This is a genomic window from Pseudomonas sp. P42 (assembly GCF_017973755.1).
Classification (GTDB): Bacteria; Pseudomonadota; Gammaproteobacteria; order Pseudomonadales; family Pseudomonadaceae; genus Aquipseudomonas; species Aquipseudomonas iridis.
In genome coordinates this window covers 620,749-640,475 of the sequence record NZ_JACOPU010000001.1, presented here as the reverse complement: position 1 = coordinate 640,475, position 19,727 = coordinate 620,749, and the positions used below count along the sequence as shown (strand labels likewise).

The window sequence follows — 19,727 nt, the reverse complement described above, 5'->3', positions numbered from 1 at the left end:
TCATTTAAACAAGCTTGGTAAACACTGAATCAGAGATAACTGGAGCAGCCTTATGCTGCTCCAACTGGCATGCCTTTTAATAAATAACCGACAGCAGTTTGCCGCAATGGGCGGTAACTTCCCGCCGATATACACCTGAAAAACTTGCAATTAGCATGGCGGCGCACACCCAACGCAACTGAACAAGGAAGTTCAAATGACTGGCCCCGTGAAACATCCGTTTCCAATGCAGGATGCTGTGGTTGTTACAGAGTTTGGCGATCATGCCAACCCCTACACGGAATCAACGATTGATTTTGACCGTGACACCGCCACTGACAACGAGACATCCCATACCCAACGCAAGCCCAATCAATTAAAAGACCTCGACGCTTTATTCGGTCCGATGAAGATTGGCGCCTACTCGATCACACGAAGATCACTCGATGCCCTGGGCGCCACGGTTAACGGCGAACCGCTGACGGGCGATAACACGCTGTTTCGTAACCCCCGCCGCTCTTTCATCAATTCGCTGCAATTCAATTACAGCGAAATCGAGAAACGCATCAAGATCACCTCCTTCGGCGACAACTACCTGCTTCCAACCTTTCTCTACGAAATGGCGATCGCACGCCCCGCCGACGCGCTTGCGATCATCAGGGAAGAAGCCAATCCACCGCTGGACGAAAGTGGCTATCGCAAAAAAACCATCCAGCTTTTGAATGCAGCCCAGAAGATCGATCTGCGCCTGATCAGTGACGGCAAGGCCAACTACCCTCGCTGGGCGCTGATCAGACAATATGGCACCCTCGGCGCGAGCGTCGGCCTGCAACTGTTCGGCATATTGATGGGCCTGCGCGGAGTCCACGACGCCCTCCAGGTCAACAATGGAGGCGAGGCCATTTTCAATGGCCTGGGGGTGGTGACGGAAGGCGCATCGATCGCTTTCGACGTGGCCACGACGCGCATCGGCAAGGGCATGATCGAAGCCGGCAACAATGCTTTCAAGGACTTCGCCAAAACCCGGGCCGGACTCAGATGGTCGCGTACCGGCGGAATCGTCGGGGGGGCACTGACCTTGCCTTTCGACATCATGAGTGCGGTGAGGGAGTTGAAGTCTGCCGAGGCACGATCCGGAAAAGAAGCGGCAGACCACTATGTAGGCGCCGGTTTGAACATCGCCAGTGCCGCGATGACGGTAGTCCTGGGGTCGGCGGCCATGGCAGGATTTTCGTTCGCCGGTCCGGTTGGCCTGGCCGCCGGCGCGATGATGGCCATCGGCGCGCAGATCTACGGCGCGGTGCGCCTGGTCGATGACATCGATGACTACATTGAACTCACGCTGGAGGAGCGCTGGCGTACCGGCTGGTTCAAGTTCGTATTCATGGAGCCCGACCAGGACATTCTCAATCGCTATGAAAGCGCCAAGGCTCGGGCCGAACATGCTCACCAATTGAAAACAACGGCCAGGAAGTACCTCGACGAGACCATGAAAGACACCACGGAGGCGGTGGTTAACGGTGCATTCGAGGTCACGCTGCTTCCCCGGCGCGAGTACGTCACACAGTGGGGTCTGAAAACCTCGAAAATCGTCTACATCCCGCACCTCAGCGATGCAGACGATCTGATAGACGCGCGGGATGGCGTCACCACGCAAACACCCGGCGCCGAACTGGGCAGCGCCGACAACGGCAAAAACATTTTGTGGCTGCTGGGCGGCGGGAATGACACGATCACAGGCGTGGAAAACAAACCCAATGTTTTCTACTTCACGAACGGCAAGAAAGTCCTCACCGGGGGCGCCGAGAATGACCGGTTCATTATGCAGAACGCGGCCCAGGTGCTCGACAACTCTGACCCCGACGATACCCGGCATTCCATCCTCAGAGGGGGTGGCGGTCGCAATTCGCTGGAGTTCGACGGTACGCAGACATCGCAGGCTGGGGGCCGCGGCTATGACCTGGACCTGTCCGCCGGGACCTTGCATGTCTTCACCCCGGATGCCGCGTCCGAAGAGGGCAACAGGTACTCCTTCAAAGCGCTGCTGGAGCGTATCAACGAGATTCATACACTGAGCAACGGCACGACGATCGTTACCGGCTCAAAGGACGCCGATATCATTGTGTCGCGAGGAAAGGATACGATCCACGCGGGCGACGGTGACGACACGATCCATCTGCACAAGGAAGGCGCCGCAGCCTTCGGCGGGTCGGGACAGGATATCTACAACCTCCCGCAAACCGCCAACAACCTGTCAATTACAGAAGACGGTGTTGAAGAAAGCGCGATCGTTCTCGACTGGAGAATGGATCTCATCGAAACATGGCGAATCGTCAAAACCACGCTCGAGATCACATTGAAGTTCGACTTTGATGACGCTCGTCGCAGCAAGCTGTACATCCACGATGTGTACCGACAGACAGATGGCGTGCGAGTGTTGATCAATAACAGAATTACCGTTGTCACTCGGGACAGGTTCCACCTCAAACCCGATCTGCCTGAACAAATTACTGAAGCCGAATCCGTTGAGATCAAGGCAATCGTCACCCGTGAAGGTGGGCAGGAACCTGTCACCATCCTCGATGCACGGTTGGCCCGCAATGTCCCGGCCAATACATTCACCGATTACTACGTCCAGCGTCATACCCGGCACAGTTCAATCATTTCCGGCCAAAGCGCGGCCCTTTACGGTTCGCGTATATTTCTCGATTTCGACAGTAGCGAATTGACCTCGGTGAACATCTTTTTTGACACAGAGATCGACTGGGAACATTCATCGCCGAGTGACAAGATCAACATCACCTGCAGTTACTATTTCCATTTCGAAGATAAAGTTCTGGAGATCAGCAAGTTTGCCACTCACAAGGCCATGACGCTGGAAGACGCGCTGCAGAAGATCGTGAATAACCAGATCAACCATGGCTACTCTCTCGTCTTCAGGGACGGCAAGGTCCACACCGTCACCCTGACCAAAGAAATGGCTGCGGCGCCGAGAACAGACTTGTATCGTCTCGCACGCAACTCGCGCTCCTTCGCCCCCGTTGCCCTGCCATTGAAGATGAAACCCGACACCTACTTCTTCCGGCTGCCTGAACAGGCACCTTATGAACTCGGCGACAGAAACTCTTGCAGCCTGTTGACCTACATTCCTGGGCAATCGCGTATCACCAGCATCGAGGGCAGCGGCGGAACCTACCTGGTGCACCTGTGCGAAAAAATGATATTCCGCCTGTCCACTCCCGGTGGCCTCGCAAATGCCGTCCACAGGCTGGACTATTCATCCACGTGGGAGCTCGATGCCCGGGAGCTCGGCAAGTTCACCATCGAGTTGCTTGGAACGCGCTTGTATCTGGGCTCAACCACCATTCATGTGCCCGAATACAGCGGCGAAGACCTCGTGGACCAGATCTTCGTCATCGATGCCCACGGGATTATTTATACCGTCGACCTGATCTTTGACATGGTGTATCCCGGTGGTCTGGACGGGAGATATTTCGAGCCGCCCAAAGATGACCAATCACCCTGGCCGGAAGCATTCGCCGGGATTGCCGACAAGGAAATGCGCGTCAGCCACATGATCATGGCCGATGGCAGCGCAGGCCACTTGAAGTACAACATGGCGCAACGCAAATGGACCTTGAGCAGCGACCCGTCTCGCGACATCAGCTATTCAGATTTGCTTGTGCTCAATCGCTGCGAGCACCAACTGGCGAAGGCATGAGCACTTTGCCCGGTCTGAGCCTTGAGCGCGCGCGACCGAACATGGCAGGCCGATTCGCAGACGAAAAAAAGCCCGCAGTGTGAGCGGGCGAAAGACCAAAGAAGCTATATGCGCAGTCGCTTCCCGGCAGGGGCAGCCGCTTGGGGGTCAGCTGCCCCGATACGTGGAGTAGCTGTAAGGCGAGATCAGCAATGGAACGTGGTAGTGATCCTGTTCGGCAGAGATGCCGAACCGCAGCACTACCACATCCAGAAACGCCGGCTCCGGCAGTTGCACACCACGGGCGCGGTAGTAATCGCCAGCGTGGAATTGAACCTGATAAACCCCGGTACGGTAGTCATCGCCCTGCAACAGCGGCGCATCGACCCGGCCATCGCTATTGGTTGTCGCGCTGGCGACCAATTCCAGCTGCGAACCTTCAACGCGGTATAACTCGACCTTGATCGAGCTGCCCGGGCAACCGTGTGCAGCGTCCAAAACGTGTGTAGTCAAACGTCCCATTGATTCTGCGCGCCTGCCTGCATGGAGCAGTCAGACTTCGCGCCTCCCGAAGTCAGTTGAAAAGGAGACCGCACCGATTCGGAGCACGAAAAGCTGCGGCGAGCGACTGATTAAGACACTTTTCAAAAAAATTGTACACAATAAAAACGACATTTTTTGCTTTGTCCCCGCCATCCCGGGCTTTTCTCCCGGTCTACCCCGCAAGCGCATGAACATTGCACCTTACATCCATTAACTGACTAGTCAGGCAGGTTTCTTGCACGCTCACGCCAATAGCAGCAAAAGATGACAGTCGGTGAAAAATGCGAAAATTCAGGCTTACAAAGTGCGATTAAAGTTGTATACAATCAGCCCATCGCTGTGACGCCAGCCTGCAATCTCATCGCCAGGCAGCCACGTAATCCCGACTTTGAATAAGTCATGAACAAGAAGGAAGACTGCAGTGAGCGCTGACTACCCACGCGACCTGATCGGTTACGGCAGTAACCCTCCTCACCCACACTGGCCGGGCAATGCCCGTGTAGCCCTGTCTTTCGTGCTCAATTACGAAGAAGGCGGCGAGCGCAATATTCTGCACGGTGACAAAGAATCCGAAGCGTTCCTCTCTGAAATGGTTGCTGCCCAGCCACTGCAAGGCGAGCGCAACATGAGCATGGAATCGCTTTACGAGTATGGCAGCCGTGCGGGCGTCTGGCGGATCCTCAAGCTGTTCAAGGAATTCGATATTCCGCTGACCATCTTCGCCGTCGCGATGGCCGCCCAGCGCCACCCGGACGTGATCCGCGCGATGGTCGAGGCCGGTCACGAGATCTGCAGCCACGGCTACCGCTGGATCGACTACCAGTACATGGACGAGGCGCAGGAACGCGAGCACATGCTCGAAGCCATCCGCATCCTCACCGAACTCACCGGCGAGCGCCCGTTGGGCTGGTACACCGGTCGCACCGGCCCGAATACTCGTCGCCTGGTCATGGAAGAAGGTGGTTTCCTCTACGACTGCGACACCTACGACGACGACCTGCCCTACTGGGAACCGAACAACCCGACCGGCAAGCCGCACCTGGTGATCCCGTACACCCTCGACACCAATGACATGCGCTTCACTCAGGTGCAGGGTTTCAACAAGGGCGACGACTTCTTCGAATACCTCAAAGACGCGTTCGACGTGCTCTACGCCGAAGGTGCTGAAGCGCCGAAGATGCTCTCGATCGGTCTGCACTGCCGCCTCATCGGCCGCCCGGGTCGCATCGCTTCGCTCAAGCGTTTTATCGAATACGCCAAAAGCCATGAACAGGTGTGGTTCAGCCGTCGCGTCGACATCGCGCGTCACTGGCACGAAACCCACCCGCACCAAGAGGCCGCCAAATGAGCCGCTTTCAAACCCTGCAACCGTCGACCCTGAGCCGCGACGCCTTCGTCAAAGCCTTCGCCGACATCTACGAGCATTCGCCATGGGTGGCCGAGAAGGCCTACGACCTGGGCGCAGACGCTTCGATCGACGAGATCGAAACCCTGCACCAGCGCATGAGCGACATCCTGTTGAGCGCCGATCACGCCAGTCAACTGGCACTGATCAACGCTCACCCGGACCTGGCCGGCAAAGCCGCCGTCCAGGGCGAACTGACCGAAGCCAGCACCAATGAACAGGCTGGCGCCGGTATTCACCAATGCACGGCCGAAGAGTTCCAGCGCTTCACCGAGCTGAACGACGCCTACAAAGCCAAGTTCAAGTTTCCCTTCATCATGGCGGTAAAAGGCAGCAACCGGCATCAGATCCTCGCGGCGTTCGAAACGCGTATTCACAATTCGGTGGAAGCCGAATTCAAATGCGCGCTGGCGGAGATCAACAAGATCGCCCTGTTCCGTTTACTGACCCTCTAGCGAAGCCTGACCCGAGCATGTCAGACGCGGAGAATGCCCAGGGTCTTGCAAGCATCCCCAGCCAACTTATTTAAAGGCAGACAAGAAGAATGAAAGCTTACGCCGTACCTTTCGAGAAGTTCGTCAACCTGGCCGATGCCCGTCTGGGCACCAAAATCATCTCGGTCACCGATGACTGGTTCGCAGACGCCAATCGTCTGTTCCAACCGACCCCGGCCGTATGGAAGGAGGGCGTGTTCGATGACAACGGCAAGTGGATGGACGGCTGGGAATCGCGCCGCAAGCGCTTCGAAGGCTTCGACAGCGCCGTGATTCGCCTGGGCGTTCCGGGTTCGATCAAAGGCGTGGACATCGACACTTCATTCTTCACCGGCAACTTCCCGCCATCGGCCTCTCTGGAAGCGTGCTTCCTGGCGTCGGGCGAGCCTGACGAAAACACCCAGTGGACTGAAGTGCTGTCGGCCGTCGAGCTGCAAGGCAACAGCCACCACTACCACGAAATCAGCAACGACAAAGCGTTTAGCCACCTGCGCTTCAACATCTACCCGGACGGCGGTGTTGCCCGTCTGCGCGTGTACGGTGTGCCGCATCGCGACTGGTCGGCCGTTGGCGACAACGAGCAAATCGACCTGGCAGCAGCCCTTAACGGTGGCCGCGCCCTCGCCTGCTCCGACGAACACTTCGGCCGCATGAGCAACATCCTCAACCCGGGCCGTGGCATCAACATGGGCGACGGCTGGGAAACTGCACGTCGTCGCACGCCGGGCAATGACTGGGTGATCGTCGCACTGGGCCACCCGGGCGAGATCGAAAAAATCATCGTCGACACCCTGCACTTCAAGGGCAACTACCCGGACACTTGCTCGATTCAGGGTGCGTTCGTCAAGGGCGGTACTGACAGCCAGATCGAAACCCAGTCGCTGTTCTGGCGCGATCTGCTGCCAAGCCAGAAACTGGAAATGCACGCCGAACACACCTTCGTCGAGCAGATCAAGGCTCTGGGCCCAATCACCCACATTCGCCTGAACGTGTTCCCGGATGGTGGTGTGAGTCGCCTGCGCGTACTGGGCAAGGTCGCGAAGTAATGCTGAGCCTGTAGGAGCTGCCGCAGGCTGCGATCTTTTGATCTTAAAAACAAAATCAAAAGATCGCAGGCTTCGCCAGCTCCTACAGGGATCGCGCAAGACGCACTGACAAGTTGAACAACACAGAATTCGGATAAGAAGAACAGCATGCGCACACTGACGATTGAACCGCTGAGCAAAGAAGCCTTCGCCCCTTTCGGTGACGTGATCGAAACCGACGGCAGCGATCACTTCATGATCAACAACGGTTCGACCATGCGCTTCCATAAACTGGCGACGGTCGAAACGGCCACGCCGGAGGACAACGCGATCATCAGCATCTTCCGCGCCGACGCGCAGGACATGCCGCTGACCGTTTGCATGCTGGAACGCCATCCGCTGGGCAGCCAGGCTTTCATTCCGCTGCTCGGCAACCCCTTTCTGATCGTGGTCGCGCCCATTGGCGATGAACCTGTATCAGGCTTGGTCCGCGCCTTCGTCACCAACGGCAGGCAGGGCATTAATTACCATCGCGGCGTTTGGCACCATCCGGTGCTGACGATCGAAAAGCGGGATGACTTCCTGGTGGTTGATCGCAGTGGCACAGGCAATAACTGCGATGAGCATTTTTTCAAAGAGGATGAGCGTTTGATCCTCGCCCCCCACCAATAAGAGAAGGTCTGATCACTCGACAACAGAGTGACAGGCGAGAGGTAAAGACTGTGGAAGCACATCTGTTGGAATGGCTGAACCTGAGCGTGCGCTGGGTTCACATGATTACTGGCGTGGCCTGGATCGGTGCGTCGTTCTATTTCGTCTGGCTGGAGAACAACCTCAACCGCGTCAACCCGAAAACCGGTCTGGCCGGTGATCTGTGGGCGATCCACGGTGGCGGCATCTATCACCTGGAAAAATACAAACTGGCTCCCCCGACCATGCCGGACAACCTGCACTGGTTCAAATGGGAAGCCTACTTCACCTGGCTGTCGGGGATCGCGCTGCTGTGCGTAGTCTTCTACTACAACCCGACGCTGTACCTGCTGGCACCGGGCAGCAGCCTTACCGGCCCTGAAGGCGTTGCATTGGGCATTGGCTCTCTGTTCGTCGGCTGGTTCGTCTACTCCTTCCTTTGCGACTCGGCGCTGGGCAAACGCCCTGCCCTGCTCGGCTTCATCCTGTTCGTGCTGATCATCGGCGCGGCGTATGGCTTCAGCAAGGTGTTCAGCGGTCGTGGTGCATACCTGCACGTTGGCGCGATCATCGGCACCATCATGGTCGGAAACGTGTTCCGCATCATCATGCCGGCGCAACGGGCACTGGTAGCGGCGATTGCCGAGAACCGCACGCCGGATCCGGCGCTGCCGGCCAAAGGCCTGCTGCGTTCGCGTCACAACAACTACTTCACCCTGCCGGTGCTGTTCATCATGATCAGCAACCACTTCCCGAGCACGTATGGCAGCCAGTACAACTGGTTGATCCTGGCCGGAATCGCGGTGTTTGCAGTGTTGGTGCGTCACTACTTCAACACCCGTCACGACAGCCACAAGTTTGCCTGGACGCTGCCTGTTGCAGCGGTGGGCATGATCACTCTGGCGTACGTCACCGGCCCTGCGCCGATGTCTACCGCACCGGAAGTGGCCAAGGCTCCAGCGAAAATCGAGTACCAGCCATTGCCGGAAACTGCAGTGGGCGGTGGCTTGAAACCGGCTGAAGCGGCGCAACCTGCTGCACCTGCCGAACCTGCAGCAGCACCAGCGCAAGCCTCCAACGCCGGCCCAGGCTTCGACAAAGTGCACAACGTGATTCAAGAGCGTTGCACAGTTTGTCACTCGGCCAAACCAACCAGCCCGTTGTTCAGCGCAGCTCCGGCCGGTGTGATGCTCGACACCCCTGAGCAGATCCGCCAGAACGCGGCGCGGATCCAGGCGCAGGCCATCACCACGCAGATCATGCCACTGGGCAACATCACACAGATGACCCAGCAGGAACGTGACCTGATCGGTGCATGGATCGCCCAGGGAGCTCAGACCAACTAACCGTTGAAAGCATCGCTGGCAAGCCACCTCCCACAGGGTTTTGCACTGCCTGTGTGGGAGCTGGCTTGCCAGCGATTCGCCGCAACGTGATTGACCTGATGCAAAGAAACAGCTGTGAGCCACCCGGCAGCTGTTAATCACAAGAATAAAAAGATCCGAGGTGTTGCATGTCCGAGCTGTCCAAAGCGCGCATCCCCGACGCACCCGCCATTCAGCGTTTGCCCCTTTTGCAACTGATTCTGGTCGGTTTGCAACATGTTCTGCTGATGTACGGTGGTGCCATTGCGGTGCCGCTGATCATTGGACAGGCCGCTGGCCTGAGTCGTGAAGAAATCGCCTTCCTGATCAACGCCGACCTGCTGGTCGCCGGTATCGCCACCATCGTGCAGTCGCTCGGTATCGGCCCGATGGGCATTCGCATGCCGGTGATGATGGGCGCCAGTTTTGCCGCTGTCGGCAGCATGGTCGCCATGGCCGGCATGCCCGGTATCGGTCTGCAAGGCATCTTCGGTGCGACGATCGCCGCCGGATTCTTCGGCATGATCATCGCGCCGTTCATGTCCAAGGTCGTGCGCTTCTTCCCGCCGCTGGTGACGGGCACCGTCATCACCTCGATCGGTTTGTCGCTGTTCCCCGTGGCCGTAAACTGGGCCGGTGGCGGCGTTGATGCCGAACAATTCGGTTCACCGATTTATCTGGCCATTGCCGCACTGGTGCTGGCCACCATCCTGCTGGTCCACCGTTTCATGCGCGGTTTCTGGGTGAACATCTCCGTGTTGATCGGCATGTGCCTGGGCTACGTGCTTTGCGGCGCGATCGGCATGGTCGACCTCAGCGGCATGGCCGCTGCGCCGTGGGTTCAGTTCGTCACTCCGCTGCATTTCGGCATGCCGAAGTTCGAACTCGCACCGATCCTGTCGATGTGTCTGGTGGTGGTGATCATCTTCGTGGAGTCCACCGGGATGTTCCTCGCACTGGGCAAAATCACCGGTCAGGAAGTCTGCCCGCGCATGCTGCGTCGCGGTTTGCTGTGCGATGCCGGCGCCTCGTTCTTCGCCGGTTTCTTCAACACCTTCACCCACTCATCATTCGCACAGAACATCGGCCTGGTGCAGATGACCGGTGTGCGCTGCCGTTCGGTGACCATCGTTGCCGGCGGCTTGCTGATCGTCCTGAGCCTGCTGCCCAAAGCCGCGTTCCTGGTGGCATCGATTCCTTCAGCGGTACTCGGCGGCGCAGCGATTGCGATGTTCGGCATGGTCGCCGCGACCGGGATCAAGATCCTTCAGGAAGCCGATATCGGTGACCGGCGCAACCAGTTGCTGGTGGCGGTGAGCATCGGCATGGGCCTGATCCCGGTGGTGCGGCCGGAGTTCTTCGCACATCTGCCGATGTGGATGAGCCCGATCACCCACAGCGGCATCGCCATGGCAACGCTCAGCGCGCTGACGCTGAATCTGCTGTTCAACATTCTTGGCGGCGCCGAGCGCGCCGCGATCAACGACTGTAACGCGCACTCGCACTAAACGAAGTCTCCACAAAACCTGCGGGAGCGAGCCTGCTCGCGAAGACGTCATCAGCTTCAACACTCTCGTTGACTGATACACCGCTTTCGCGAGCAGGCTCGCTCCCACAGGGGAAAGCAGCTCTGCGCCTGAAAAATAAGAACAAGAGGGAGCAACAGATGATTCGCACGCAATCGAGTTTGCTATTGAGCGGCGGCCTGCTCGCCGCATCCCAGGCCATGGCCGGCGATTTATTGCTCTGGCAGACCAACAGCCTCAGCTACCTGTACGGCAAGAACTTCGCGATCAACCCGTCGATCCAGCAGACGGTGACCTTCGAGCACGCCGACAAGTGGAAGTACGGCGACAACTTTCTGTTCGTCGACAAAATCTTCTACAACGGCCAGGAAGACCGCAACAAAGGCCCGCACACCTTCTACGGTGAATTCACCCCGCGCTTCTCCTTCGGCAAGATCTTCGACCAGAAAATCGAGTTCGGCCCGATCAAGGACGTGCTGCTGGCGATGACCTACGAATACGGCGAAGGTGAAAGCGAGGCCTACCTGATCGGCCCCGGCTTCGATCTCAAAGTGCCTGGCTTCAATTACGTCACCCTGAACATCTTCCGCCGCCAGACCGAAGGCCCACGCCCCGGCGATGGCGTCTGGCAGATCACGCCCGGCTGGTCCTACAGCATTGCGGTGGGCAATTCCGACCTGCTGATCGATGGTTATCTGGATTGGGTGGTCGACAACGACGAGAACTCGCGCGGCACCTACCACGCCAATCTGCACATCAATCCGCAGATCAAATATGACCTGGGCAAAGCCCTGGGCTGGAGTCAGAAGCAGCTGTATGTCGGCACCGAATACAGCTACTGGAAGAACAAATACGGCGTCGAAAACAGCCATAACTTCGACACCAATCAGAACACCGCCAGCCTGCTGGTGAAGGTGCACTTCTAAGATGGCCCGCAACCGTGCCCCACGCCTGTCGTCGGTGCTCTGTTGCGGGGCACTTGAGACGAGGCCTGCGAGTCAGTATTCTCCGCGGCCTCTTGAATTCGGTCTAAAAAAAAGCCCGAATTTAATTCCTGACCAGCGGGCCAACTTATCCCGGCCCCGGTCAGTACCGAGGCACCCCGAAAACACGCTCAATCGACTGTTTTTCATCAGCCGACGGGCGTTTTTTTGCTTTTCGAAAAGCCTTGGCTCAGCTCTTGCTAACAGCAAACAAGCTGACCGATCGGATGACTTTTTGCAGCAACGAAAAAAGGCGCCACACCAGAGCGCCGATCAAAAAAATAAACGTGGAACACCTACTTTGGGAGCAACCGAATGAAACGTATGTGCACCAGCCTGATGCTTGCGGGATCCTTGCTGGCCGGGGGGCAGGCCATGGCCGAAGGCCTCTTGCAATGGCAGGACAACAGCCTGACTTACCTCTATGGCAAGGACTTCCAGGTCAACCCGCGCATCCAGCAGACCGTCACCTTTGAGCACGCTGACGGATGGAAGTACGGGGACAACTTCTTCTTCCTCGACAAGATCTTCTACAACGGTGAAAAGGACTTCAACAACGGTCCGAACACCTACTACGGCGAGTTCCAGCCACGCATCTCGCTGGGCAAGGTTCTCGACCAGAAGATCGAGTTCGGCCCGATCAAAGATGTCCTGCTGGCGATGACTTACGAGTTCGGCGAGGGTGACACCGAGTCCTACCTGATCGGTCCGGGCTTCGACCTGGCCATCCCGGGCTTCGACTACTTCCAGCTGAACTTCTACCAGCGTCACACCGAAGGCTCGCGCGCCGGTGACAACGTCTGGCAGATCACGCCGGTGTGGTCCTACACCGTGCCGGTGGGCAATTCGAACATCCTGATCGACGGCTACATGGACTGGGTGACCGACAACGATTCCAACTCCAAAGGCGACTACCACGCCAACCTGCACTTCAACCCACAGGTCAAATACGACTTGGGCAAGGCGTTGAGTTATGGCGAGAAGCAGTTGTATGTGGGTGTTGAATACGATTACTGGAAAGACAAGTACGGGATCGACGACACCGGTGCGTTCAAGACCAATCAGAGCGTGACCAACTTCCTGGTGAAGTTCCACTTCTGATGCGGGTATAAGTGGCGTCTGCAAGGACGCCATCGCTGGCAAGCCAGCTCCCACAAGTTCTTTGGCGTAGACAAAATCTGTTTACGACGCAAAGCCCTGTGGGAGCTGGCTTGCCAGCGATTGCCGCACCACCGATCTCAGGCTGGAACCACCGCTTCGGACAGCCCCAGAAACCGGCACAGCTCCTCACGCTTGGCCAACGCATCCCGCCGCCCCAAATCAATCAGCTCGCTGCAATACCCCGCCTCGAACAGCAGGTAACTCAACACCCCTGCCCCACTCGTCCTGGTCGCACCCGGTCCACGCAAAAACAACCGCAACGCCGCCGGCAATTCCTGGCGATGCCGCGCCGCGATCTCATCGATCGGCTGACTTGGCGAAATCACCAGCACCTCCACTGGCGCCACGCCCAATGCGCGGGTCGGCGTGCCATCGGGCATCAAATGGCTGAACTGGTTCAAGCGCTGAAGCAACTCGATGTCGCTCTCCAGACTGTCAATGAACGTGCTGTTGAGCATGTGCCCGCCGATCTGCGCCAGCGTCGGCTGCTGACCGGTGTAGGTGCGTTCCAGCGGCTGCTGCGGATCAACCCCGCGCGGGTTGCCGCTGACGCCCACCACCAGCACGCGAGTCGCGCCCAGGTGCAGCGCCGGGCTGATCGGCGCCGATTGGCGCACCGCGCCGTCACCGAAATACTCCTCGCCAATCTTCACCGGCGCGAACAGCAACGGAATCGCCGAACTGGCCAACAGATGCTCCACCGACAACTGCGTCGGCACGCCAATGCGCCGATGACGCAGCCACGCATCGATCACGCCGCCGCCCTGGTAGAACGTCACCGCTTGCCCCGATTCGTAGCCGAACGCGGTCACCGCCACGGCGCGCAATTGCTTTTGAGCGATGGATTCGGCGATGCCGGGCAGGTGCAGTTTTTCATTGAGCAGATCGCGCAGTGGCGAACTGTTGAGCAGCGCCACCGGCATTTGTCGACCGATGCCGAGCAAGCTATGGCTGACAAACCGACTGGCCTGATGGATCACGCCAGGCCAGTCACTGCGCAGCACGCGATGGCTGCGAAAGCCCTGCCAGAACAGTGTGAGGCGTTCGATGGCGGCGCGAAAATCGGTGGCGCCGCTGGCCAGGCTGACCGCATTGATCGCCCCGGCCGAGGTGCCGACGATCACTGGAAAAGGATTGTCCGCACCCAATGGCAGCAACTCTGCAATCGCCGCCAACACCCCTACCTGATAGGCCGCCCGAGCCCCGCCGCCGGAAAGAATCAAACCTGTGACCGGTTCAACAGGGCTCATCGCAACACTCCATGGTGCTTAGGGGGATGGGTCAATCAACCGCGTTTGGCGTACAACTTCGGCTCGCCCGGCGGACGGCTCTTGAAGCGGCGATGCGCCCACAGGTATTGCTCGGGGCAGTCCCGCAGCGCGCTCTCGACCCACTGATTGATGCGGATGCAGTCGGCCTCTTCGGTCTCACCGGGGAAACCTTCCAGCGGCGGATGGATGACCATGCGGTAACCGCTGCCGTCGGCCAGACGCTCCTGAGTAAACGGCACCACCAACGCCTTGCCCAACCGTGCAAACTTGCTGGTCGCGGTCACGGTGGCGGCCTGAATGCCGAACAGCGGCACGAAGATGCTCTGCTTGGCGCCGTAGTCCTGATCCGGTGCGTACCAGATAGCCCGACCTGAACGCAGCAACTTGAGCATGCCGCGCACGTCGTCGCGCTCCACCGCCAGCGAATCGAGATTGTGCCGCTCGCGCCCACGACGCTGAACAAAATCGAACAGCGGATTCTTGTGTTCGCGGTACATGCCGTCGATGGTGTGTTGCTGGCCGAGCAGCGCCGCGCCGATTTCCAGGGTGGTGAAGTGCGCCGCCATCAGGATCACGCCTTTACCTTCGCGCTGAGCCTGCTGCAAATGCTCAAGACCTTCGATGTGCGCCAGTTTTGCCAGGCGCTCGCGGGACCACCACCAGCTCATCGCCATTTCAAAAAAAGCGATACCGGTTGAGGCAAAGTTTTCCTTGAGCAGACGCTTGCGCTCGGCGGCGGACTTTTCCGGGAAGCACAATTCCAGATTGCGTTTGGCGATGCGCCGCCGGTCGCCGGCCACGCGATACATCAACGCGCCCAAAACTCGACCGATGGTCAGCAGTGCCGGATACGGCAACTGCACAATCAGCCACAAAAGCCCCAGACCGCACCAGAGCGGCCAGAAGCGTGGAGCAAGAAATGCTTTTCGAAAACGCGGGCGATCCATTAAAGCTTCCGTAAATACAGTGGCCGCGCATTCTACATCGTTCGACCCGGCTTGCGGCTCGCGGGCGTTCTCGTTATAAGTCTCGGCACTTTTAGTGACAAGCCGTTGTATGCCGATATGAGCCAAATCCAATCGCCAGACCAAGATCCCGTGTTCCAGTTGAAGGGCAGCATGCTGGCCATTACCGTGCTGGAGCTGTCCCGCAACGATCTCGAAAGCCTTGATCGGCAACTGGCCGCCAAAGTCGCACAGGCGCCAAATTTTTTCAGCAATGCACCGCTGGTCCTGGCGCTGGACAAACTGCCGCCCGGCGAAGGCGCCGTCGATCTGCCAGGGCTGATGCGCATATGCCGTCAACATGGCCTGCGCACCCTGGCGATTCGCGCCAGCCGCATCGAAGACATCGCCGCCGCCATCGCCATCGACATCCCGGTGCTGCCGCCGTCCGGCGCCCGTGAACGACCGCTGGAAACCCCGGAAGTCGAAGTCAAAAAGAAGCCGGAAAAACCGCCAGAGCCGACCATCAAGCCGACCCGTGTCATCACGACGCCAGTGCGTGGTGGCCAACAGATATATGCCCAGGGTGGCGATCTGGTTGTGGTTTCGTCGGTCAGTCCGGGCGCGGAACTTCTCGCCGATGGCAACATCCATGTATACGGCCCAATGCGTGGCCGGGCGCTGGCCGGCGTGAAGGGCGATACCAAGGCACGGATTTTCTGTCAGCAATTGAGCGCTGAACTGATCTCCATCGCCGGTCATTACAAGGTTTCCGAAGATTTGCGTCGCGACCCCATGTGGGGCTCGGGCGTACAGGTCAGCCTGTCGGGCGACGTGTTGAACATCATTCGGCTTTAACGGATACTGCCGCATTTTCCAAGCATCTCTAAAACGTAGCGAAAACGGCTCAAACGAAGTAGGAAAAAGGCCAAAAGCCAAATTCCAGCCAAGGCTGTCCGACTGCAGTAGTTTTCAAGAGATGTTTTTCAGGGGCTAAACAGTCCTTCTTCCTTAGGGGTGAAACACCTTGGCCAAGATTCTCGTGGTTACATCCGGCAAGGGTGGTGTGGGTAAGACCACCACCAGCGCCGCTATCGGTACCGGCCTCGCTCTGCGCGGCCACAAAACAGTGATCGTCGACTTCGACGTGGGCTTGCGTAACCTTGACCTGATCATGGGTTGCGAGCGCCGCGTGGTGTATGACTTCGTCAACGTGGTCAACGGCGAAGCCAACCTGCAACAGGCCCTTATCAAAGACAAGCGCCTGGAAAACCTCTACGTACTGGCCGCCAGTCAGACCCGCGACAAAGACGCGCTGACCGTCGAAGGCGTGGAAAAAGTCCTGATGCAACTCAAGGCAGATTTTGACTTCGTGGTGTGCGACTCCCCGGCAGGCATCGAGAAAGGTGCACACCTGGCCATGTACTTCGCCGACGAAGCGATCATCGTGACCAACCCGGAAGTGTCCTCGGTACGTGACTCCGACCGCATGCTCGGCCTCTTGGCCAGCAAGTCGCGTCGTGCCGAACAAGGCGAAGAGCCGATCAAGGAACACCTGCTGCTGACCCGATACAACCCGCAGCGCGTCAGTGATGGCGAAATGCTGGGCGTCGAAGACGTGAAGGAAATCCTGGCAGTGACCCTGCTGGGTGTCATTCCGGAATCCCAGGCTGTCCTGAAGGCTTCCAACTCGGGTGTCCCGGTTATTCTCGACGACCAAAGCGATGCCGGTCAGGCCTACAGCGATGCCGTTGATCGTCTGCTGGGCAAAGAAAAAGAACATCGTTTCCTCGATGTTACGAAGAAGGGATTCTTCGAGCGCCTGTTTGGAGGTAGGTAATGAACCTTTTTGACTTCTTTCGTGCCAACAAAAAGCCAAGTACCGCCTCGGTAGCGAAAGAGCGTCTACAGATCATCGTGGCGCATGAGCGCGGCCAGCGCAGCACGCCGGATTACTTGCCAGCCTTGCAGAAGGAACTGGTCGACGTGATCCGCAAGTACGTCAACATCGGTAACGACGACGTACATGTTGCACTGGAAAGCCAGGGCAGTTGCTCGATTCTGGAACTCAACATCACCCTGCCTGATCGTTAAGCCGATCCGGTAGTCGCTACGGCGGCTCAGGGCCATTCCGACCCCGGAATGGTTCTGAGCCGCCGTTGGCATTTGTTACGAGGCTGTTTTAATGCCGTTGTCCAACATCCACATCCTCCATCAGGACGCCGCCGTACTGGTGGTCAACAAACCGACCCTGCTGCTCTCGGTGCCCGGCCGCGCCGACGACAACAAGGACTGCCTGATTACCCGCCTGCAGGAAAACGGCTACCCTGAAGCGCGCATCGTCCACCGTCTGGACTGGGAAACCTCGGGGATCATTCTGCTCGCCCGTGACGCCGATACCCATCGCGAACTGTCGCGCCAGTTTCACGACCGCGAAACCGAAAAGGCCTACACAGCGTTGGCCTGGGGGCAGCCGGAACTGGACAGTGGCAGCATCGACCTGCCGCTGCGCTACGATCCGCCCACCAAGCCACGTCACGTGGTCGATCACGAATTCGGCAAACATGCGCTGACCTTCTGGCGTGTGCTGGAGCGTTGCGGCGACTGGTGTCGCGTCGAGCTGACGCCAATCACCGGCCGTTCGCACCAGTTGCGGGTGCACATGCTGTCGATCGGGCATCCGCTGCTCGGTGACGGCCTCTACGCACACGAGCAAGCGCTCGCCGCCTGGCCACGCCTGTGTCTGCACGCGAGCATGCTCAGCTTCACCCATCCGCAAACCAGCGAACGCCTGCGCTTCGAGTGCCCGGCCCCGTTCTGACAAGCACCGCAGAAACCCTGTAGGAGTGAGCCTGCTCGCGAAAGCGGTATCACATTCAGTATTGATGTTGACTGATCAATCTCTTTCGCGAGCAGGCTCGCTCCCACAGGGACCCGGTGCAGATTCAATTCCCTGGTCAATGCGTTAAACTCCCGCCCATTGCTGTCTGGAGCTTCTTATGCGCGAAGAGTTGAACCAAGGCCTGATCGACTTCCTCAAGGCCTCCCCTACCCCGTTCCACGCTACCGCCAGCCTGGTGCAACGTCTGGAGGCTGCCGGTTTTGTGCGCCTCGACGAGCGCGAGCCATGGACCACCGAGGCCAACGGCCGCTACTACGTCACCCGCAATGACTCCTCGATTGTCGCGATCAAAATGGGCCGCAACTCGCCGCTGCACGGTGGCATCCGCCTGGTTGGCGCACACACCGACAGCCCGTGCCTGCGGGTCAAGCCGCAACCGGAACTGCAACGCCAGGGCTTCTGGCAACTGGGTGTTGAAGTCTACGGTGGTGCGCTGCTGGCGCCGTGGTTCGACCGTGACCTCTCGCTGGCCGGCCGCGTAACCTTCCGCCGCGATGGCAAAGTCGAAAGCCAGTTGATCGACTTCAAGGCGCCCATCGCGATCATCCCCAACCTGGCCATTCACCTTAACCGTGAAGCCAACATGGGCTGGGCGATCAATGCCCAGACCGAATTGCCGCCGATTCTTGCGCAGTTCGCCGGTGACGAGCGCGTCGATTTCCGTGCCGTGCTCACCGATCAACTGGCGCGCGAACATGGTCTGAACGCCGACGTCGTGCTCGATTACGAGCTGAGTTTCTACGACACGCAGAGCGCTGCAGTCATTGGGCTGAACGGTGACTTCATTGCCGGCGCGCGACTCGACAACCTCCTGTCGTGCTACGCCGGCCTGCAAGCCTTGCTCACTGCCGAAACCGACGAGACCTGCGTCCTGGTCGCCAACGACCACGAAGAAGTCGGCTCCTGCTCGGCCTGCGGTGCCGATGGCCCGATGCTCGAGCAGACCCTGCGTCGTCTATTGCCCGAAGGTGATGAGTTCGTCCGTACCATTCAGAAATCCCTGCTGGTTTCGGCCGACAACGCCCACGGCGTGCACCCCAATTACGCCGACAAACACGACGCCAACCACGGCCCGAAACTCAACGCCGGCCCGGTGATCAAGGTCAACAGCAACCAGCGCTACGCCACCAACAGCGAAACCGCCGGGTTCTTCCGTCATCTGTGCATGGCTGAAGAAGTTCCGGTGCAAAGCTTCGTGGTGCGCAGCGACATGGGCTGCGGCTCGACCATCGGCCCGATCACCGCCAGCCACCTGGGCGTGCGCACCGTCGACATCGGTCTGCCGACGTTCGCCATGCACTCGATCCGCGAACTGTGCGGCAGCCATGACCTGGCGCACCTGGTCAAAGTGCTGAGCGCGTTCTACGCCTGCCGCGATTTGCCCTGACCCACTCTAGGAGCTGCCGAAGGCAGCTCCGACACAGATCAATACCGATCAGCCCGAAGCGGCCTAGACTTACATCATTCATTTCGACAAGGCAGTCACCATGATCTCGATGTCCTCTTTCCACGCCATGCTCATTCCCATCCTGTGCGGAATGATCCTGCTGGCCATCGGTTTCAACTTCCGCGACAAGAACGCGGGTGTGTTCGCGATGTGGATCGGCATGCTGACGATCCTCGCCACCGTGGTCTACAAGATCCTCGCCAAACTCAACGAATAAAACCGCGCCCGGCTCGCATTGCTTTCGGCGGGCTCGTACACTTCAGCGAATCCGCCCCTTGCGAGGTTGACCGCCT

18 protein-coding genes are annotated in these 19,727 nt (G+C 58.7%); 15 read left to right on the top strand and 3 right to left on the bottom strand.

Translation table 11 applies throughout. The features are described 5' to 3' along the window. Positions 1 to 196: 196 nt before the first annotated feature. Positions 197 to 3,700, top strand: a complete 3,504-nt coding sequence (locus H8B20_RS03085) for a calcium-binding protein (RefSeq protein WP_210622310.1) — start codon at positions 197 to 199, stop codon at positions 3,698 to 3,700. Between the two features lie 147 nt (positions 3,701 to 3,847). On the opposite strand, the gene uraH is transcribed toward H8B20_RS03085, so the two are convergent. Then, positions 3,848 to 4,201, bottom strand: a complete 354-nt coding sequence (gene uraH, locus H8B20_RS03080) for a hydroxyisourate hydrolase (RefSeq protein ID WP_042558430.1) — start codon at positions 4,199 to 4,201, stop codon at positions 3,848 to 3,850. A 442-nt stretch (positions 4,202 to 4,643) separates the two neighbouring features. Here uraH and puuE point away from each other — a divergent pair, with 442 nt between their 5' ends. The 8 genes from puuE (at position 4,644) to H8B20_RS03040 (ending at position 12,810) form a co-directional block, all read left to right on the top strand. After that, entirely contained in the window at positions 4,644 to 5,570 is a 927-nt protein-coding gene (gene puuE, locus H8B20_RS03075; protein ID WP_042558428.1) for an allantoinase PuuE, read from the top strand. After that, entirely contained in the window at positions 5,567 to 6,082 is a 516-nt protein-coding gene (gene uraD, locus H8B20_RS03070) for a 2-oxo-4-hydroxy-4-carboxy-5-ureidoimidazoline decarboxylase (RefSeq protein WP_210622309.1), read from the top strand. Before puuE ends, uraD begins: the two co-directional genes overlap by 4 nt. A gap of 89 nt (positions 6,083 to 6,171) precedes the next feature. Next, positions 6,172 to 7,167: an allantoicase gene (gene alc / locus H8B20_RS03065; protein WP_210622308.1), complete on the top strand. Its 996-nt coding sequence runs from the start codon at positions 6,172 to 6,174 to the stop codon at positions 7,165 to 7,167. A 147-nt stretch (positions 7,168 to 7,314) separates the two neighbouring features. Further along, positions 7,315 to 7,818 carry an ureidoglycolate lyase gene (locus H8B20_RS03060; RefSeq protein ID WP_150595646.1) on the top strand — a complete coding sequence of 168 codons (504 nt, stop codon included), beginning with the start codon at positions 7,315 to 7,317 and terminating at the stop codon, positions 7,816 to 7,818. Between the two features lie 50 nt (positions 7,819 to 7,868). Next, complete coding sequence (locus H8B20_RS03055; protein ID WP_047300351.1) at positions 7,869 to 9,182, top strand: urate hydroxylase PuuD; 1,314 nt, start codon at positions 7,869 to 7,871, stop codon at positions 9,180 to 9,182. 167 nt (positions 9,183 to 9,349) lie between these two features. Continuing rightward, positions 9,350 to 10,708, top strand: coding sequence for a nucleobase:cation symporter-2 family protein (locus H8B20_RS03050; RefSeq protein ID WP_042558424.1), 1,359 nt, complete (start codon positions 9,350 to 9,352; stop codon positions 10,706 to 10,708). 158 nt (positions 10,709 to 10,866) lie between these two features. Beyond that, positions 10,867 to 11,652, top strand: coding sequence for an outer membrane protein OmpK (locus tag H8B20_RS03045; protein ID WP_210622307.1), 786 nt, complete (start codon positions 10,867 to 10,869; stop codon positions 11,650 to 11,652). A gap of 372 nt (positions 11,653 to 12,024) precedes the next feature. Continuing rightward, positions 12,025 to 12,810 (top strand): outer membrane protein OmpK, encoded by a 786-nt coding sequence (locus H8B20_RS03040; protein ID WP_042558422.1) that lies wholly within the window; start codon positions 12,025 to 12,027, stop codon positions 12,808 to 12,810. 137 nt (positions 12,811 to 12,947) lie between these two features. Here the strand turns inward: H8B20_RS03040 and H8B20_RS03035 are convergent, their stop codons facing one another. Continuing rightward, positions 12,948 to 14,120, bottom strand: a complete 1,173-nt coding sequence (locus H8B20_RS03035) for a patatin-like phospholipase family protein (RefSeq protein WP_210622306.1) — start codon at positions 14,118 to 14,120, stop codon at positions 12,948 to 12,950. A 35-nt stretch (positions 14,121 to 14,155) separates the two neighbouring features. Then, positions 14,156 to 15,088 (bottom strand): lipid A biosynthesis lauroyl acyltransferase, encoded by a 933-nt coding sequence (locus tag H8B20_RS03030; RefSeq protein ID WP_210622305.1) that lies wholly within the window; start codon positions 15,086 to 15,088, stop codon positions 14,156 to 14,158. Positions 15,089 to 15,205: 117 nt separating this feature from the next. Between H8B20_RS03030 and minC the strand changes: the two genes are divergently transcribed. From minC to H8B20_RS03000, 6 genes are all read left to right on the top strand, one after another. Beyond that, on the top strand, positions 15,206 to 15,943 hold the full coding sequence (gene minC / locus H8B20_RS03025; protein WP_042558419.1) for a septum site-determining protein MinC: 738 nt from the start codon (positions 15,206 to 15,208) through the stop codon (positions 15,941 to 15,943). A 169-nt stretch (positions 15,944 to 16,112) separates the two neighbouring features. Continuing rightward, on the top strand, positions 16,113 to 16,925 hold the full coding sequence (gene minD, locus H8B20_RS03020) for a septum site-determining protein MinD (RefSeq protein ID WP_042558418.1): 813 nt from the start codon (positions 16,113 to 16,115) through the stop codon (positions 16,923 to 16,925). Next, positions 16,925 to 17,179: a cell division topological specificity factor MinE gene (gene minE, locus H8B20_RS03015; protein ID WP_003223146.1), complete on the top strand. Its 255-nt coding sequence runs from the start codon at positions 16,925 to 16,927 to the stop codon at positions 17,177 to 17,179. The genes minD and minE overlap by 1 nt, the downstream gene beginning before the upstream one ends. A gap of 91 nt (positions 17,180 to 17,270) precedes the next feature. Next, positions 17,271 to 17,906, top strand: a complete 636-nt coding sequence (locus H8B20_RS03010) for an RluA family pseudouridine synthase (RefSeq protein WP_210622304.1) — start codon at positions 17,271 to 17,273, stop codon at positions 17,904 to 17,906. 178 nt (positions 17,907 to 18,084) lie between these two features. Next, positions 18,085 to 19,374 (top strand): M18 family aminopeptidase, encoded by a 1,290-nt coding sequence (locus tag H8B20_RS03005; RefSeq protein WP_047300347.1) that lies wholly within the window; start codon positions 18,085 to 18,087, stop codon positions 19,372 to 19,374. Positions 19,375 to 19,474: 100 nt separating this feature from the next. Continuing rightward, entirely contained in the window at positions 19,475 to 19,651 is a 177-nt protein-coding gene (locus H8B20_RS03000; RefSeq protein ID WP_162835980.1) for a hypothetical protein, read from the top strand. The last annotated feature ends 76 nt before the right edge of the window (positions 19,652 to 19,727 follow it).

What these genes read in the sequence shown, in the direction of transcription:
- alc (WP_210622308.1), top strand. Translation starts at nt 6,172, where the DNA reads ATGAAAGCTTACGCCGTACCTTTCGAGAAGTTCGTCAACCTGGCCGAT.
- H8B20_RS03030 (WP_210622305.1), bottom strand. Translation starts at nt 15,088, where the DNA reads ATGGATCGCCCGCGTTTTCGAAAAGCATTTCTTGCTCCACGCTTCTGG.
- minC (WP_042558419.1), top strand. Translation starts at nt 15,206, where the DNA reads ATGAGCCAAATCCAATCGCCAGACCAAGATCCCGTGTTCCAGTTGAAG.
- H8B20_RS03085 (WP_210622310.1), top strand. Translation starts at nt 197, where the DNA reads ATGACTGGCCCCGTGAAACATCCGTTTCCAATGCAGGATGCTGTGGTT.
- H8B20_RS03050 (WP_042558424.1), top strand. Translation starts at nt 9,350, where the DNA reads ATGTCCGAGCTGTCCAAAGCGCGCATCCCCGACGCACCCGCCATTCAG.
- uraH (WP_042558430.1), bottom strand. Translation starts at nt 4,201, where the DNA reads ATGGGACGTTTGACTACACACGTTTTGGACGCTGCACACGGTTGCCCG.
- H8B20_RS03040 (WP_042558422.1), top strand. Translation starts at nt 12,025, where the DNA reads ATGAAACGTATGTGCACCAGCCTGATGCTTGCGGGATCCTTGCTGGCC.
- H8B20_RS03060 (WP_150595646.1), top strand. Translation starts at nt 7,315, where the DNA reads ATGCGCACACTGACGATTGAACCGCTGAGCAAAGAAGCCTTCGCCCCT.
- H8B20_RS03005 (WP_047300347.1), top strand. Translation starts at nt 18,085, where the DNA reads ATGCGCGAAGAGTTGAACCAAGGCCTGATCGACTTCCTCAAGGCCTCC.
- uraD (WP_210622309.1), top strand. Translation starts at nt 5,567, where the DNA reads ATGAGCCGCTTTCAAACCCTGCAACCGTCGACCCTGAGCCGCGACGCC.
- H8B20_RS03000 (WP_162835980.1), top strand. Translation starts at nt 19,475, where the DNA reads ATGATCTCGATGTCCTCTTTCCACGCCATGCTCATTCCCATCCTGTGC.
- H8B20_RS03010 (WP_210622304.1), top strand. Translation starts at nt 17,271, where the DNA reads ATGCCGTTGTCCAACATCCACATCCTCCATCAGGACGCCGCCGTACTG.
- H8B20_RS03045 (WP_210622307.1), top strand. Translation starts at nt 10,867, where the DNA reads ATGATTCGCACGCAATCGAGTTTGCTATTGAGCGGCGGCCTGCTCGCC.
- minE (WP_003223146.1), top strand. Translation starts at nt 16,925, where the DNA reads ATGAACCTTTTTGACTTCTTTCGTGCCAACAAAAAGCCAAGTACCGCC.
- H8B20_RS03035 (WP_210622306.1), bottom strand. Translation starts at nt 14,120, where the DNA reads ATGAGCCCTGTTGAACCGGTCACAGGTTTGATTCTTTCCGGCGGCGGG.